At 70.2% G+C, this 15,485-nt stretch carries 13 protein-coding genes; 8 read left to right on the top strand and 5 right to left on the bottom strand.

All coding sequences use genetic code 11. The features are described 5' to 3' along the window. Position 1: 1 nt before the first annotated feature. The 5 genes from dnaJ (at position 2) to SBI67_RS06900 (ending at position 5,899) form a co-directional block, all read left to right on the top strand. On the top strand, positions 2-1,189 hold the full coding sequence (gene dnaJ / locus SBI67_RS06920; protein WP_266045295.1) for a molecular chaperone DnaJ: 1,188 nt from the start codon (positions 2-4) through the stop codon (positions 1,187-1,189). Continuing rightward, positions 1,171-1,539 carry a heat shock protein transcriptional repressor HspR gene (locus SBI67_RS06915; RefSeq protein ID WP_318979838.1) on the top strand — a complete coding sequence of 123 codons (369 nt, stop codon included), beginning with the start codon at positions 1,171-1,173 and terminating at the stop codon, positions 1,537-1,539. Before dnaJ ends, SBI67_RS06915 begins: the two co-directional genes overlap by 19 nt. Before the next feature lie 78 nt (positions 1,540-1,617). Next, positions 1,618-3,867 (top strand): propanediol/glycerol family dehydratase large subunit, encoded by a 2,250-nt coding sequence (locus SBI67_RS06910; RefSeq protein WP_318979837.1) that lies wholly within the window; start codon positions 1,618-1,620, stop codon positions 3,865-3,867. Then, on the top strand, positions 3,864-4,196 hold the full coding sequence (locus tag SBI67_RS06905; RefSeq protein WP_318979836.1) for a diol dehydratase small subunit: 333 nt from the start codon (positions 3,864-3,866) through the stop codon (positions 4,194-4,196). The genes SBI67_RS06910 and SBI67_RS06905 overlap by 4 nt, the downstream gene beginning before the upstream one ends. Beyond that, a complete protein-coding gene (locus tag SBI67_RS06900) occupies positions 4,193-5,899 on the top strand; it encodes a diol dehydratase reactivase ATPase-like domain-containing protein (RefSeq protein WP_318979835.1) in 1,707 nt (568 codons plus the stop codon). The genes SBI67_RS06905 and SBI67_RS06900 overlap by 4 nt, the downstream gene beginning before the upstream one ends. Here SBI67_RS06900 and SBI67_RS06895 read toward each other — a convergent pair. The 3 genes from SBI67_RS06895 to SBI67_RS06885 are packed head-to-tail and all read right to left on the bottom strand — an operon-like array spanning position 5,892 to position 8,673. Continuing rightward, positions 5,892-6,785: an aldose 1-epimerase gene (locus tag SBI67_RS06895; protein WP_318979834.1), complete on the bottom strand. Its 894-nt coding sequence runs from the start codon at positions 6,783-6,785 to the stop codon at positions 5,892-5,894. The genes SBI67_RS06900 and SBI67_RS06895 overlap by 8 nt on opposite strands. A 14-nt stretch (positions 6,786-6,799) precedes the next feature. Then, complete coding sequence (locus SBI67_RS06890) at positions 6,800-7,948, bottom strand: FAD-binding oxidoreductase (protein ID WP_318979833.1); 1,149 nt, start codon at positions 7,946-7,948, stop codon at positions 6,800-6,802. 56 nt (positions 7,949-8,004) lie between these two features. Beyond that, positions 8,005-8,673 (bottom strand): GAP family protein, encoded by a 669-nt coding sequence (locus tag SBI67_RS06885; RefSeq protein WP_318979832.1) that lies wholly within the window; start codon positions 8,671-8,673, stop codon positions 8,005-8,007. A 77-nt stretch (positions 8,674-8,750) separates the two neighbouring features. Between SBI67_RS06885 and SBI67_RS06880 the strand changes: the two genes are divergently transcribed. Continuing rightward, on the top strand, positions 8,751-10,151 hold the full coding sequence (locus tag SBI67_RS06880) for a guanine deaminase (RefSeq protein ID WP_318979831.1): 1,401 nt from the start codon (positions 8,751-8,753) through the stop codon (positions 10,149-10,151). 7 nt (positions 10,152-10,158) lie between these two features. Then, entirely contained in the window at positions 10,159-11,109 is a 951-nt protein-coding gene (locus SBI67_RS06875; protein WP_318979830.1) for a putative antibiotic biosynthesis monooxygenase, read from the top strand. A gap of 4 nt (positions 11,110-11,113) precedes the next feature. Here the strand turns inward: SBI67_RS06875 and SBI67_RS06870 are convergent, their stop codons facing one another. Further along, entirely contained in the window at positions 11,114-11,731 is a 618-nt protein-coding gene (locus SBI67_RS06870; protein WP_318979829.1) for a CYTH domain-containing protein, read from the bottom strand. Positions 11,732-11,792: 61 nt separating this feature from the next. After that, on the bottom strand, positions 11,793-12,533 hold the full coding sequence (locus SBI67_RS06865; protein ID WP_318979828.1) for a GntR family transcriptional regulator: 741 nt from the start codon (positions 12,531-12,533) through the stop codon (positions 11,793-11,795). A gap of 62 nt (positions 12,534-12,595) precedes the next feature. On the opposite strand from SBI67_RS06865, the gene SBI67_RS06860 reads away from it, so the two are divergent. Next, positions 12,596-15,457 (top strand): FAD-binding and (Fe-S)-binding domain-containing protein, encoded by a 2,862-nt coding sequence (locus SBI67_RS06860; RefSeq protein ID WP_318979827.1) that lies wholly within the window; start codon positions 12,596-12,598, stop codon positions 15,455-15,457. Positions 15,458-15,485: the final 28 nt, after the last annotated feature.

Here is a 15,485-nt window from a genome sequence, read left to right as displayed (position 1 = left end):
CATGGCCCAGCGTGAATGGGTTGAGAAGGACTTCTACAAGGAGCTCGGCGTCTCCTCCGGCGCCACCAAGGACGAGATCAAGCGCGCCGCGCGCAAGATTCTCGCCGAGAACCATCCGGACCGCAATCCCGGTAACAGCGCCGCCGAGGACCGCTACAAGGCGGCCTCGGAGGCCAAAGAGGTACTGACCGACGACGCCAAGCGCAAGGAGTACGACGAGACCCGTCGGCTCTTCGCCAACGGCGGGTTCGGCCGGCGCTTCGGTGGCGGTGGTGGCAGTCCGTATGGCGGCGGTGGCTTCAGCTCCGACGGTGCCGAGTTCAACCTCGGTGACCTGTTCGACCAGGCCGGCCAGGCTGGTGGCGCCAACATCGGCGACCTGTTCGGTGGCCTGTTCGGCCGGGGCGCACAGCAGCCCAGGCCGAGCCGGCCCCGCCGGGGCAACGATCTGGAGACCGAGACCGAACTGTCGTTCATGGAGGCCACCAAGGGCGTGGCGATGCCGTTGCGGCTCACCAGCCCGGCCCCGTGCACGAATTGCCATGGCAGCGGGGCGCGCCCGGGCACCAGCCCGAAGGTGTGTCCCAACTGCAACGGCGCCGGGGTGATCAACCGCAACCAGGGCGCGTTCGGGTTCTCCGAACCGTGCACCGAATGCCGCGGCAGCGGGTCGATCATCGAGCACCCGTGTGACGAGTGCAAGGGCACCGGGGTGACCACCCGGACCCGCACCATCAACGTCCGGATCCCGCCGGGCGTCGAGGACGGCCAGCGCATCCGGCTGGCCGGTCAGGGTGAGGCGGGGCTGCGCGGCGCCCCCTCGGGTGACCTGTACGTCACCGTGCATGTCCGGCCGGACAAGGTGTTCGGGCGCGACGGTGACGACCTTACGGTCACCGTTCCGGTCAGCTTCCACGAGTTGGCTTTGGGTACAACGCTTTCCATCCCGACGCTGGAAGGCAAGGTGGGGGTGCGGGTGCCCAAGGGCACCTCGGACGGCCGCATCTTGCGGGTGCGGGGCCGCGGTGTGCCGAAGCGCTCCGGCGGTCACGGCGACCTGCTGGTGACGGTGAAGGTCGCGGTGCCGCCCGCCCTGGAAGGCGAAGCGGCCGAGGCGCTGGAGGCGTACGCCAAGGCGGAACGGGCCAGTGGGTTCGATCCGCGCGCGGGATGGGCGGGCAATCTGTGAGCAAGAAGGACGACGCCCGCACCTTCCTGATCTCGGTGGCCGCCGAGCTGGCCGGTATGCACGCGCAGACCCTGCGCACCTACGACCGGCTCGGTTTGGTCAGTCCCCAGCGCACGTCCGGGGGCGGCCGCCGCTACTCGCAGCACGACGTCGATCTGCTGCGCGAGGTCCAGCGGCTGTCCCAGGACGAGGGGGTCAACCTGGCCGGGATCAAACGGATCATCGAGCTGACCAACCAGGTGGAGGCGTTGCAGGCCCGGGTCGCCGAGCTGACCGCCGAGCTGGAGCGGATGCGCAAGCCCAGCACCGCGGTGGTGCTGTGGCAACCGCACGGCAAACGGGTGCGCTGACCGGCTTTTTGGTTGGGTTTACCCGACAAATGGACTAACCCTTTACGAAAACGGTCCAGTCAAGGCAGGATTCGGTACATGGCCGAATCCTCCCCAGAACTGGGCCGTTTTCGTGTGCTCGACGCCAAACCCGTCAATCTCGACGGGTTCAGCGTCGCCGCGCCCGAGCTCGGGCTGGCCGCCATGCACAGCCCGTTCGACCCAGAGCCCTCGCTGGTGATCAGGGACGGCACGGTCGTCGAATTGGACGGCAAACCCGCCGAGTCCTTCGACGTGATCGACGAATTCATCGCCCTCTACGGCATCGACCTGGCCGCCGCCGACGAGGCCATGGCCCTCGACGATGTCACCCTGGCCCGGATGACGGTGGACATCAACGTCCCGCGGGCCGAGGTGGTGCGGCTGATCGGCGGCACCACGCCGGCCAAGCTGGCCCGCGTCGTCGCGGTGCTCACCCCGGCCGAGATGCAGGTCGCGATGAGCAAGATGCGCGCCCGTCGCACCCCGAGCAACCAGGCCCACGTCACCAACCAACTCGACGACCCGCTGCTCATCGCCGCCGACGCGGCCAGCGCGGTGGCCTACGGATTCCGCGAGGTCGAGACGACGGTGCCGGTGCTGGGCGACGCCCCCTCGAACGCGGTGGCCCTGCTGATCGGCTCCCAGGTCGGGGTGCCGGGCGCCATGGCGCAGTGCTCCATCGAGGAGGCACTGGAACTGCGACTCGGGCTGCGCGGGTTGACCAGCTACGCCGAGACCATCTCCATCTACGGCACCGAACAGGTCTTCACCGACGGTGACGACACCCCCTTCTCGAAAGCCATCCTCACCTCCGCCTACGCCTCACGCGGCCTGAAGATGCGCGTCACCAGCGGCGGCGGCGCCGAGGTGTTGATGGGTGCGGCCGAGAAGTGCTCCATCCTCTACCTCGAATCCCGCTGCGTCTCCCTGGCCAGGGCGCTGGGCTCCCAAGGGGTGCAGAACGGCGGCATCGACGGTGTCGGTGTGGTGTCCTCGGTGCCCGAGGGCATGAAGGAACTGCTCGCCGAGAACCTCATGGTGATGATGCGGGACCTGGAATCCTGTGCGGGCAACGACAACCTGATCTCCGAGTCCGATGTCCGGCGCAGCGCGCACACCCTGCCGGTGCTGCTGGGCGGGGCCGACTTCATCTTCTCCGGTTTCGGGTCCATCCCGCGCTACGACAACGCCTTCGCGCTGTCGAACTTCAACGCCGACGACATGGACGACTTCCTTGTGCTGCAGCGGGATTGGGGCGCCGACGGCGGCCTGCGCACCGTCGGCCAAGACCATCTGGCCCGGGTCCGGCGCCGCGCCGCCACGGCGGTGCAGGCCGTGTACCGCGATCTCGGCCTAGCCGACTACGACGACGACCGCGTCGAGGCCGCCGTCGTCGCCAACGATTCGCGCGATATGCCGCCCGGTGACCCGAAGGCCGTCGCCGAGGCCGCCGCGGCCATCGAGGCCCGCCAACTGACCGTATTCGACGTGGTGGCCGCGCTGCACCGGACCGGCTACGCGACGGAGGCCGAGGCCATCATGGCGCTGACCGCCGAGCGGCTGCGCGGCGACCAGCTGCAGACCTCGGCCATCTTCGACGAGCAGATGCGGGTGCTGTCCAAGGTCACCGATCCCAACGACTATCGCGGACCCGGAACGGGTTACGCGCTCACCGACGCGCGGCGCGCCGAGATCGACGATATCCGCCAGGCCCGCACCACCGCCGAACTCACCGCCGACCAGGCTCCGCACGCCGGGCACCTGGTGATCACCGATATCGAGGACGCCCGCCAGGGCACCAACCCGCGGGAGGTGTGTATCGGGCTGTCACCGGCGCTGGGCCGCTCCGTCTGGCTGACCCTGTGCGGGCTGACCGTCGGCGAGGCGATCCGGCAGATCACCGCCGGCCTTGAGGAGGAGGGTTGCGTGCCCCGGTTCGTCCGGGTCCGTTCGACCATCGACGTCGGGCTGATCGGGCTGACCGCGGCCAAACTGTCCGGCTCGGGTATCGGAATCGGCTTGCAGGGCAAGGGCACCGCGCTGATCCACCGCCGCGATCTGGCTCCGCTGGCCAACCTCGAATTGTTCAGTGTCGCTCCGCTGCTGACCGCCCGTAACTACCGCGAACTCGGCCGCAACGCCGCGCGGCACGCCAAGGGGATGGCGCCGGTTCCCATCCTCACCGGAGGCACCGACGAATCCATCTCGGCGCGCTACCACGCCCGCGCCGTCGCCCTGGTGGCGCTGGAGCGCGATGCCAGCGAACCCGGTGCCGTACCGCTGACCGTGGAGGTGAGACGAGCATGACCAGTGAATTCACGGTGGCTGCCGCCGTCGAGGGCCGGCTGGGTCTGGCTGATCTGCGGATGGACCCGGCCACCCTGGCGCATCAGGCCGTCGTCGCCGAGGAGCACGGCAACCCGCAACTGTCCGAGAACTTCCTGCGCGCAGCCGAATTGGCGCTCATCGACGGCGAAGAGGTGATGGCGCTGTACGAGGCGCTGCGGCCGAACCGCTCGACCGCCGCCGAACTGGAGGCGCTGCGGGTGTCCCTGCACAACCACGGCGCGGTGCGGTGTGCCGCACTCGTCGAGCAGGCCGCCGCGGTGTACGCCAGGCGGGGCCTGCTGCGTTGACAACAATTGCCGGTATCGACGTCGGCAACCACACCACCGAGATCGTGCTGGCCCGGGTGGACGGCGGCGGTGCCGAACCCGTCGCGCACGGCCAGGCCCCGACCCGCGGCCGCAAGGGGTCCCGGGATTCCCTGGAGGGTGCGGCCGCCCTGCTGACCCGCCTGGAGGTGCAGGCCGGCGTCACCGCCGACCGGGTGGTGCTCTCGGCGATTCGTCCGGTGGACACCGCGACCGCGCCGCTGCCGCCGGCCTCCTCACCGCGCTCACCGGTGATCAGCCTGCGCCGCCCCGACGCCAGCACCCCGGCCGGCACCGGTTACGGCGTCGGCAGGCATGTGCCGGTCCACGCGTTGACCGGCCCCACCGCACCGCACCCGGTGGTGGTTTCGGTCGGGCCGGACATCGACTACGAGGATGCCGCGCAGAACATTTCGGAGGCGGTGGCCGCGGGGTGGAACATCGTCGGGGTGCTGGCCGCCGAGGACGACGCGGTGTTGATCGCCAACCGGATCCCGGTCCGGGTGCCGGTGGTCGACGAAGCCGACACCCATCTGCTGGAACCCGGTGTCCTGGTCGCCCTCGAGGTGGTGCAGGAGGGCCGGGCCTACCGATCGCTGGCCGACCCCATCGCGCTGGCCGCCGCCCTGCAGATCGACCCCGCCGAGCTGCCCTGGGTCGCCGAGTTCACCAGGGAGTTGGCCGATGCACCGGCCATCGCGGTGACCCGGCGCACCCGGGCACCGGAACCACCCGCGACCGACGACGACTATGTCGACTGCCGGATCGCCGGGGAGACGGTGCGATTCGCCCCCGAACAGGCCTACCCGCTGCTGCGCACCGAAGCGCCCGGCACCGCGGTACGGGTCCGGTTACGGTCGCTGAAATCCGCCGAGGGCGGGATCGCCGTCGACGACGCCTATTTCACCGATCTGGCCACCATCGACAACGGCGCCTGGCTGCGCCGCGGGGTGGCCGAAACCAAGGGCGCCGTCGTCGCGCTGCTGGCCGCCGACCACGTCGCCGATGCCGCCGCCACGATGACAGAGCTGACCGGCCGGCCGGCGCAAACCCTGGCGGCGGAGCCCGCCGCGGCCGCCCGCGGCGCACTGACCACACCCGGTCTGCCCGCCGACGTCATCGTCTGCGATATCGGCGGCGGCACGGTCGACCTGATCGGACCGGACCGGACGGTGACCGCTGCGGGGGCGGGGGAGACCATCACCTCGGCGGTGGCCCGGGTGCTCAACATCCCGCGCGCCCTGGCCGAACGCGTCAAACGCAGCCCGGCGCTGCGCGTCGAGGGGCCGCACCTGGCGCATGAGGAGGACGGCCGCCGGGTGTTCCTGGACACGCCGGCCACCGCCGACGCGATCGGCCGGTTGTGCACTCGCGGCAGCGCGGGCCTGGTGCCGTTCTCCCGCACGCTGGCCGCTGAGGAATGGCGCAGTCTGCGGCTGGCCGTCAAGGAGGCGACGGTGGCCGCCAATATCGTCCGATGCCTCACCGTGTTCGAACGCATGCCTGCGGTACTGGTACTGGCCGGTGGTGGTGCACTGGACGACGAGCTGATCCGCACCGTCGGAGAGGCACTGCGCGCCGCGGGCAGCAACACCGTGGTGGGCCGGGCCAATATCGACGGCCGCCACGGTCCGCGGTACGCGGTAGCCGCCGGGCTGGTGCAGCTGGCCGCAGCGGTCAGCTGACCCGGATGGAAAAGCGGGCCGTGACGGGGCCGCCGGCCGCGACGGCATGGTCGCCGCGGCGCAGCGCATCGGTGGTGGCGGCCATCGGTTCGATCGCCACCAGATCGTCGCCCGCGGGTGCGAAGAGCTGCGCGGCCGGGTAGCCCTGCTCGTAGACGACCTCGATGCGGCGGCCGCCGCCGGACAGCGCGAACACCGCGCCGTCGGCCACACCGCAGAACCCGTCGTCGAGTACCCGGTCGCCGAGCCGCTGCGCCGTGGCGGGCCAGTCCTGCTGCTCGCCGGTGGGGATGCCGCGTTCGTCGGTCGGTAACCGGTGCAGCGCAGGGGTTTCCAGCACCCAGTCGGCCCGTGGTACGCCGGGGATCTGCAGGTACGGGTGGTAGCCGAAGCACAGTGGCACGGCGGCGCCCGTCGTCGGGGTGACGGTGGTGGCGATGGTCAGCGTGCGGTCGGCCAGAGTGACGTCCTGGGTCAGCAGATGGGGGAACGGGAAGGCGGCCAGCAACCGCGGGTTGGCGCCGAAGTCCACGGCGGCCGTGAGCCGGTTGTCGGTGTGGGCGGTGACCAGCCAGCCCGGGTAGGCGGCCAGCACGCCGTGGATCGGCAGGCCGTTGGCGTCAGCGCGTACTCCGCCGGCTCCCGGGGTCAGTGTCACCACCGCACCGTCGACGTTATAAGTGTTGGCGCTCAACCGATTTGCCCACGGGTACAGCAGCGGGATGCCCATCGTCTTGCCGTCGGCCACATAGGCGTCCAGGCCGCGGCGCTGGCCCAGATACTCGACGCCGTTCTCGGCCAGCGATGTGCCGATCATCCCGGCAGCGGGCACGAAGGTGGCGGTCAGCGCGGATGATGGATCCTGCAGGGTGATGGGCTCTGGCACCGGTGCGTCCTCTCTCAGTGCAGCGGATCGTGCTGGATACGTTCGGGTGGAGCACCTTTGGCGACCAGCGCCGCCTTCGTCGCGGTCACCATATCCGGGCCGCCGCAGATCAGGATCTGCCGGTCGCCCCAGCCGCCGTAGCGGGTCACCACATCGGGCAGCATCCCGTTCTGGCGGACATGCAGACCACGCGGCGGTTGCACATCCGGATAGTCGGCCGCCCACGGCGGGTCGGTGGCGAACTCGGACACCGGGGTGACCGACAGCCACGGATTGGTCGAGGCGATCTCCCACAACGTGCGCAGGTCGTACAGATCGCAGGGGAACCGGCCCCCGAAGAACAGGTGCACCCGCGGATTCACCCCGTAGCGGCACAGATCCATGACCAGCGTGCGCAGCGGCGCCAGGCCGGTGCTGCCCGCAACCATCAGTACGTCGCCGTCGGCGCGGTCGACGTGCAGGGCGCCGTGCGGATTGGACAACCGCCAGCGGTCGCCCGGTCGGGTCTCGCCGATGATCGCCGTGCTCACCATGCCGCCGCTGACCGAGCGGATGTGGAACTCGATGGCGCCGCCCGGGTCGGCGGGAATGGAGGGCGAGAGGTAGCGCCAACGCCGCGGCCATTGCGGCACCTGCACCGACACGTACTGCCCCGGGTGATAGCGCAGCGGATGGTCGAGCTGTAACCGGACGATCGAGACGTCGCGGGTGGCGCGGATGTGCTCGACGACGGTGCCGTCGTGATACGGCAGGCCACCGTCGGCGTCGGCGGCCCCACGCATGACACCGACCAGCAGCGCCACGGTGTCCCCGGCGGCCTCGGCAACCCGGGCGTCCCACCGATCGTGCAGCTCGGCGCGCAGGGTCCCCAGCAGGGCGGTGCCCATGGTGTCGTAGTGCGCGCCGACCACCCCGTACTTGCGGTGGTCGCGGCCCAACTGGGCGAGAAAGGCGACCGGTTCGTCGGCGCGCTGGGCGATGAGTTCGGTGAGCAGCCAGTTCAGCGCGTGGGCGAAGTTGTGCCGCTGGTGGGCCAGATCGGGCGGGAAGAGGTCGCGCGCGGTGGTGTCGCCGGCGAACCAACGGGTGTAGAACCGGCCGATGAGCTCCGCGTCGACGGCCGCGCGCACGGTGTGCAGCGCGTCGCGATCGTCGAGTCCCACGTGTGAGGAGTGTAGTTCGGGGTGCGCAACCCTGCGGCGGCGCGCCACGGGAACCGCTACAGGCCGTGAATTCCCTTGTACAGCACCAGAACACCGATCACGACGAGGATTGCCGCGACCAGCGTGCCGTGCTGGCGCTCCATCCAGTCCTTCAGCATGGTCAGCGGCTGGGCCAACCGGTCGCCGGAGACGGCGTAGGCCAGGATCGGGGCTGCCACCGTCGACGCGGCGACCGCGACGAAATAGATCAGCGCTATCCAGGCGTGCACCCGACCCAGCCCGGCAGTACCGATGGCCAAACCGGCCGCGGCGCAGATGAACAGCACCTTGGGGTTGACCACCGCCAGTACCGCCGCGGTCACCAGCGCACGAGCCGGGGTGAGATCGGCCAGCTTGCGCATCCAGACCGGGGAATGCTCGGACTGCCTGCGGGTGAACCAACGGTAGGCGCCGAACACGATGAGCAAACCGCCCACGGCGATCCGCACCCACGACGCCCATACCGGCGGTTTGTCTAGGGTGCCCATCAGATCGGAAACCGCGACGAAGATGCCGGTCAGCACCCCGGTGCCGAGCAACCAGCCGGCCAGGAACATCAGCCCGGTGCGGCGCGGCTCCGCGGTGTGCAGGGCCAGCACCGCCGGGATGATGGTCAACGGCGACAGCGCGATCACCAGGGCCAGAGGGATGAGCTCGGTCAGCGTCGAGCCGAAATTCCCGGACATAGCGCAGAACGTAGCATCCGGCGCGGTTTCAGCCGGTTGACCGGCAATACGCCCGCTTCCGTGTTCCCCTAGAGACCGTGAGCCACATCCACTACGGGCACATCTTCCACATCGCGGGCAGCCCGGCCATCGGCGATTCCCCGGCTTCCCTGGTGTCGATCCCCGACGGCGCGCTGGTGCTCGACGGCCACGGACGGATCGCATTCTGCGGCAGCAGAACCGATATCCCACCCGAATACGCCGCCGCGGTGGTGCACGACCACCGGCCGGGCTACCTGGTGCCCGGCTTCGTCGACACCCATATCCACTTCCCGCAGACCTACGCCGGAGATTCCTACGGTGGTGGACAGCTGCTGGAGTGGCTCACCCAGTGCATCTTTCCCGCCGAGTCCCGGTTCGCCGACCCGGTCTTCGCCGCCGCGGCGGCCGCCGAATTCTGTGACCGGCGCATCGCGGCGGGCACCACGGCGGCCATGGTGTTCGGCTCGGCCTTCCCGCACGCCCAGGATGCGTTGTTCACCGAGACGCAGCGACGCGGGCTGCGGATTGTCAGCGGCCGTGGCATCCAGACCGTCGGCCCAGACTCGGCGGGCCCGCTGCTCACCTCGGAGGCCGATGCCATCCGGCTCACCCGTGCGGAGATCGACCGGTGGCACGCCGCCGACACCGGTGATGTGCACACCGCGCTGCTGCACGTCGCCGTGGTGCCCAGATTCGCCCTGTCGGTCACCGTCGAGACGCTGAAAAGCCTTGGTGAGCTCTATGATTCGGTACGCGATCGCGGCGTGTACGTGCACACCCACATCAACGAGAACAACCGGCCCGGCACCGGGGAGGTGGACGTCACCAAGTCGACCTACGGGGTGAAGTCCTACCTGGACACCTACGACGGCCGATTCCTGCCGGGGTCCGCCGTCGGCGGGGCCAGCCTGCTGGGCCGGCGGACCATCCTGGCGCACGCCGTGCACTGCACCGACGCCGAGCTGGCCCGGATGGCCGAGACCGGAACCTCCATCGCGCACTGCCCGGTCTCGCAACTGTTCCTCGGGTCGGGCACCATGCCATGGCGGCGTACCGTCGACTCGGGGGTGAACCTTTCGGCCGGAACGGATTTCGGCGGGGGTGACGAATGGCTCATCCCGAGGGTGCTGGGCGACGCGTTCAAGGTGCACATCTCCGAGGACGGGGAGGCCGGAACGTCGCTGCACCCCGCCGAGTTGCTGTTCCTCGGCACCCTCGGCGGGGCCAGGGCGTTGGACATGGAGCACCGGTTCGGCAACTTCGACGCCGGCAAAGAAGCCGACTTCGTCGTCGTCGACCCAGCCCGAACCCCCGCGCTTTCCGCCGCGCTGACCAACGGGATCCGCTCGGCGGATCCCCAATTGGCGCGTGATCAAACACTTTTCGCGCTGTTGATGGGCCTGCGGGAATCGTCGGTAGCCGCCGTCTACGTCCAGGGCCGTCACCTGAACCCGTGAGGAAGCCATGAGTGCCATCGTCGTCACTTTCTTTCACCGTCCCCCCGACCTGAACGGGTTCGACGTCTGGGCCGACGAGCTGGCCGCCGCTGCCCGCACCGCACCCGGCTTCGTCGACGCGGTGGTGTCGGTGCATGCCGATCCACGCCTGGAGCTGGCGGTATCGGCGACCTTCGGCAGCGAGGCACAACTGCACGCCTGGCTGGACGGCGCAGCGCGGGCGGCGGTGCTGCGCGACGGCCGGGCGCGCGGCCTGCACCGCGCCTCCTCCGATCTGGTCGTGGTGGAGGGCGAGTTCACCCCGCCCGGGGTCGCGGTGTTCCGGCATCCGGTGTCCGCGGGCCGGGAAGCCGATTTCATCGCCGCGCAGGGCGATCTGACCACGGCCAGCGCACGGTTCTCCGGTTACGAGGGCACAGTGGTGTTCCCGGCCACCGGGCCGGACGACGAGTGGATGACGTTGATCCGGTTCCGCACCGAGAAACTGCTGTCCGGCTGGCTGAGTTCCCGGCAACGGATGGAGGCGCTGCCCACCCTGCGCTCGGCGCTGGACGACGATTTCTCCACCTTCTCGCACACCACCCCACTGGGTACCACGGTGCGGATCGAGAACGGCAAGACCGAGATGACGCCGAGTTGGAAGACGGCGATGCTCGTGCTGATGGTGCTGTACCCGACGGTGATGCTGTTGGCGCGCTTCCTCGGTCCGGTACTCGACCGGGTCGGCGCCGAGCCCTGGCTGGCGATGTGGTTGAGCCAGGTGGCCAGCGTGTCACTGATGCAGTGGGCGCTGATGCCGTTCGCGGTGGCGCGGACCCGGCGCTGGCTGGATCCCGTGGCAGGACGAGGCCGGGGGATAAGCCTGCGCGGCGCGGCCGCGGTGTGTGCGGTCTACGCCGTGACGCTCACCCTGTTCGCGACCGTCACCTGGTTGCAGTTCTGGGACTACCCGGACTGACCGGCTAGGACCCGCCGAATCGGTTCTGGCCCAGGTTGGCGATGAATGTCGGTCCCTGCGAAGCGAATTCGCGCCGATAGGCATCGGCCCACCCGCCGAACGGCCGGTGCGCCAGGTACTCGTTGCGGAACCGATCGTCTTCGGACACCTCGGTGACGCAGAAGTCGGGAATCACCAGATCGACAACGGGCCCACCGCGTTCCACCTCGGCCAGCACCAGCGGGGCATTACCGCCGAGGAAGCGGTCCAGGATCCAGCCGTCCTCGTTCAGCCACACCGAATAGCGGATCTTGGCCACCACGTGCTCGGCGCGCTGCACGATCTGGCCCGCGACCATCGGGTCGAGTTCACGCTCGGCTTCGTACCGGGTGCCCCCGGCCGCCGGGCCCTTGGCGGTCATGGTGCCGATCGATTCGTCGCCCAGCGCCGCCACCAGGTCGGCGGGGGACCGATCCGGTTCGGCGACAGCGGGTCCCTGCACCCGGACCCGGACCGCATACCCGTCCGCCGCGAACAGGTAGGCCTGCACGATCAGGACGGGGGTGGGGTCCGATGCTGCGATGGCGGGCAGATCGTCGACGACGAACTTCCGCTCGAATTCGAAATCTCGGTAGCCGGACATAACCAGACGCTAGCCTCCTACGTCGGAGAATGCCCTGATTAGCGTCGCGGCGCACCCCGTGTCAGGTCACTGCCCGCGCCCACACGGTCGCGGTGTCCAGCGGTGAATCCTGGTCGCGGATGGCCTGGGCGACCAGCAGCTGCCCGGTCGAGGTGAGGTGGTGGCGCATCGCCGCGACGGCCGCGTCCGGCCGGTTCGCGGTGATGGCGGCGATCACCGGCCGGTGTTCGGCATCGATGTCGAACAGGCTGCGGTCCCGGTCGGCGGTGGTGGCACCGAGCAGGCGGGTGGACTCGCGCAGCGACCCGATGATGGCCCTGGCGCGGGCATTTCCCGCCGCGGCCAGGATGTGGTCGTGCAGCAGATGGTCGTGGTGGGCGAAGGTGCGTTCGTCGCCGGCCTCGGCGGCGGTGCGCAGCAGCTGCATCCGGTCCCGCAGTTGCGCGGCCAGGGCCGCGTCGCAGGCGACGGCGGCCCGGCCGACCGCGGGCAGTTCGAGAGCCAGCCGGATGGCGAAGATGTCGGCGATCTCTTTCGGGTCGGGCAGCAGGATGCGGAAGCCCTGCCTGGCCTCGAACCGGATCAGCCCCACTTCCTCGAGGCGAAGCAGGGCATCGCGGACCGGGGTGCGCGATACCGCCAGCGCGTCGGCGAGGCGGTAGATCGAGTACTTGACGCCGGGACGCATGACCCCGGCGTCGATGGCCGCGCGCACCGCCTCCATCACCTGCTCGGCCCGCCGGCCGGTGCCCTGCAGCGGGGCCAGTGCGAGCCCGTCGTCCTCCCGCACTGGACCGGCCATGGCCGCACTGTAGCAAGACCGGGCGGTTCCTAGCATGCTACGACTGCCGTAGCATGCCAGGGATGACCGAGGTGGAAGCGTTGCATGCCGCGCTGCGGGCCGCCGGGGTCGGCGATGTCCGGGTGGACGCCACCAGCAGGGCCGCCTACTCCTCGGACGCGTCGCTGTACCGGGTGATCCCCACCGCGGTGGTCTGTCCCGCCGACCATGACGAGGTGGCGGCGGTCCTGCGGGTGTGTCGGGAGTCGGGGGTGCCGGTCACCGCGCGCGGCGGCGGCACCTCGATCGCCGGCAATGCGGTGGGTACCGGCGTGATTCTCGACTTCAGTCGGTACATGAACCGGGTGGTGGCCATCGACCCCGATGCCCGCACCGCCGTCGTGCAGCCCGGTGTGGTGCAGGCGGTGCTGCAACGGGCGGCGGCGCCGTTCGGCCTGCGGTTCGGGCCGGACCCGTCGTCGTTGTCGCGCTGCACCATCGGCGGGATGATCGGCAACAACGCCTGCGGATCCCGGGCGCTGGGCTATGGCCGGACCTCCGACAACATCGCCGCACTGCGGGTTCTCACCGCGGCGGGCGATGACCTGCGGCTGGTGTCGGGCCGGCACGGCGCCGACCGGTCGGCCTCGCCGATGCTCGACGCGCTGGCCGACGTGACCCGGTCCGGGCTGGCCACCATCCGCACCGAATTCGGCCGATTCGGCAGGCAGGTCTCCGGCTACTCGCTGGAACACCTGTTGCCGGAGAACGGATTCGACGTCGCCCGGTTGCTGGTGGGTAGCGAGGGCACCCTCGCGGTGTGCACCGAGGCGACGGTGGATCTGGTGCGCGAACCCGCCCACCGGATGCTGGTGGTCCTGGGTTACCCCGATATCGCGACGGCCGGTGACGCGGCCCCGGTGATCGTCGCGCACCGACCTTCGGCCTGTGAAGGCATCGATTCGCGCATCGTCGACGTGGTGCGCGAACGCAAGGGCGCCGGTGCCGTCCCGCCGTTACCCGCCGGTGCGGCTTGGGTTTTCGTCGAGGTGGTGGGCGAGACGCTCGACGAGGCGCGGCAGTGCGCCGTCGAGGTGGCCCGCAGCTGCGGTGCCGTGGACGCCCTGGTGGTCGAGGATCAGGTGCGGGCCGCCGCGCTGTGGCGCATCCGGGCCGACGGCGCCGGCCTGGCCGCCCGCAGTCCGGCGGGACGACCGGCACATGCCGGCTGGGAGGACGCGGCGGTGCCACCCGACCGGCTCGGGGATTATCTGCGCGAATTCGACGCGCTGATGGCCGAATTCGGCGTGACCGGCATGCCGTACGGCCATTTCGGTGAGGGCTGCCTGCACATCCGCATCGACCTGCCGCTGGACCGTCCCGGCGGCACCGCGGTGTTCCGGGATTTCGTGTACGCCGCCGCCACCCTGGTGGCCGGCTACGGCGGGTCGCTGTCCGGGGAACACGGTGACGGCCGGGCTCGTGGTGAACTGCTGCCGCTGATGTACTCGCCGGACGCGCTGGCGTTGCTCGCCGCGGTCAAACACACCTTCGACCCCGACGATCTGCTCAATCCCGGCGTCGTGGTGCGGCCCGCTGCGCTGGATGCCGACCTGAGGGTGCCCGCCGCCCCGGCCCTGCGGCACAACCTGGCCTTGGCCTACCGGCACGACGACGGGGATTTCAGTCAGGCGGTGCACCGGTGCACCGGGGTGGGCAAGTGCCGTGCGGACAACACCGGCATCGGTGAGGTGATGTGCCCGTCGTATGCGGCCACCCGGGAGGAGAAGGATTCCACCAGGGGTCGGGCCCGGGTTCTGCAGGAGATGGTCAACGGCGGGCAGGTGCGTGGTGGCTGGCGGGCACCGGAAGTGCATGAGGCCCTTGACCTCTGCTTGTCGTGCAAGGGCTGCGCGTCGGACTGCCCGACGGGCGTCGACATGGCCGCCTACAAGGCCGAGGTGCTGCACCAGAGCTACCGGCACCGGGTCCGTCCCGCGTCGCACTATTCACTGGGCTGGCTGCCGCGGTGGGCGAGGGCGGCCGCGGTGGCCCCCCGGTTGGCCAACTCGGTGATCGGGCTACCGGGTGTCGGGCGGGCGGCGCTGACGGCGGCCGGGGTGGACCCGCGCCGGTCGGTGCCCGCGTTCGCGCCGGAGACGTTTCGGAAATGGTTCCGCCGCAACGTCTCCGCCGACGCCGGTCCAGGTGCAGACGACGTGCTGCTGTTCGTCGACACCTTCACCAACTATTTCGCACCCGAGGTCGGGGTCGCCACCGTCCGCGTGCTGCAGGCTGCCGGGTACCGGCCACGGCTCACCGACAGACAGCAGTGCTGTGGCCTGACCTGGATCTCCACCGGCCAGCTCGACGCGGCCCGGCGCATTCTCGGGAGCACCGTGTCGGCCCTGGCCCCGGCCGCCGAAAACGGGGTGCCGGTGCTGGGGATGGAACCGTCGTGCACCGCGGTGCTGCGGTCGGAGGCGGCCGAACTCGTCGGCGGCGAGCGCGCCGACGCCGTCGGGGCCGCCACCCGCACCCTGGCCGAACTGCTCACCGCGCGGGGCTGGCAGCCACCCACGCTGGCGGGCACGACGGTGGTCGCCCAGCCACACTGTCACCACCACTCGGTCCTGGGCTGGGCAGCTGACGCGCAGCTGTTGCGCGCGGCCGGTGCCGACGTGACCAGACTCGCGGGGTGCTGTGGCCTGGCCGGGAACTTCGGGGTGGAGAAGGGGCACTACGAGGTGTCGGTCGCCGTGGCCGAGCAGCAGCTGCTGCCCGCGGTGCGGGCGGCCGACGCTGCGACGCCGATCCTGGCCGACGGGTTCTCCTGTCGCACCCAACTCGATGATCTGACCGATCGCCGGGGTATCCACCTGGCGCAACTCCTGGCCGAGCGCCTCCCGGAGTCCACTATCGCCAAAATCGATCCAAAAAGGTAAACTTGAGCGGAACAGACTCAACCTTGAG

Source organism: Mycolicibacterium chengduense (assembly GCF_033741155.1).
GTDB lineage: Bacteria > Actinomycetota > Actinomycetes > Mycobacteriales > Mycobacteriaceae > Mycobacterium.
The sequence above is the reverse complement of the archived record's forward strand: the minus strand, read 5'-3'. Positions and strand labels throughout refer to the sequence as shown.

What these genes read in the sequence shown, in the direction of transcription:
- SBI67_RS06915 (WP_318979838.1), top strand. Translation starts at nt 1,171, where the DNA reads ATGGGCGGGCAATCTGTGAGCAAGAAGGACGACGCCCGCACCTTCCTG.
- SBI67_RS06885 (WP_318979832.1), bottom strand. Translation starts at nt 8,673, where the DNA reads ATGTCCGGGAATTTCGGCTCGACGCTGACCGAGCTCATCCCTCTGGCC.
- SBI67_RS06875 (WP_318979830.1), top strand. Translation starts at nt 10,159, where the DNA reads ATGAGTGCCATCGTCGTCACTTTCTTTCACCGTCCCCCCGACCTGAAC.
- dnaJ (WP_266045295.1), top strand. Translation starts at nt 2, where the DNA reads ATGGCCCAGCGTGAATGGGTTGAGAAGGACTTCTACAAGGAGCTCGGC.
- SBI67_RS06865 (WP_318979828.1), bottom strand. Translation starts at nt 12,533, where the DNA reads ATGGCCGGTCCAGTGCGGGAGGACGACGGGCTCGCACTGGCCCCGCTG.
- SBI67_RS06910 (WP_318979837.1), top strand. Translation starts at nt 1,618, where the DNA reads ATGGCCGAATCCTCCCCAGAACTGGGCCGTTTTCGTGTGCTCGACGCC.
- SBI67_RS06860 (WP_318979827.1), top strand. Translation starts at nt 12,596, where the DNA reads ATGACCGAGGTGGAAGCGTTGCATGCCGCGCTGCGGGCCGCCGGGGTC.
- SBI67_RS06870 (WP_318979829.1), bottom strand. Translation starts at nt 11,731, where the DNA reads ATGTCCGGCTACCGAGATTTCGAATTCGAGCGGAAGTTCGTCGTCGAC.
- SBI67_RS06905 (WP_318979836.1), top strand. Translation starts at nt 3,864, where the DNA reads ATGACCAGTGAATTCACGGTGGCTGCCGCCGTCGAGGGCCGGCTGGGT.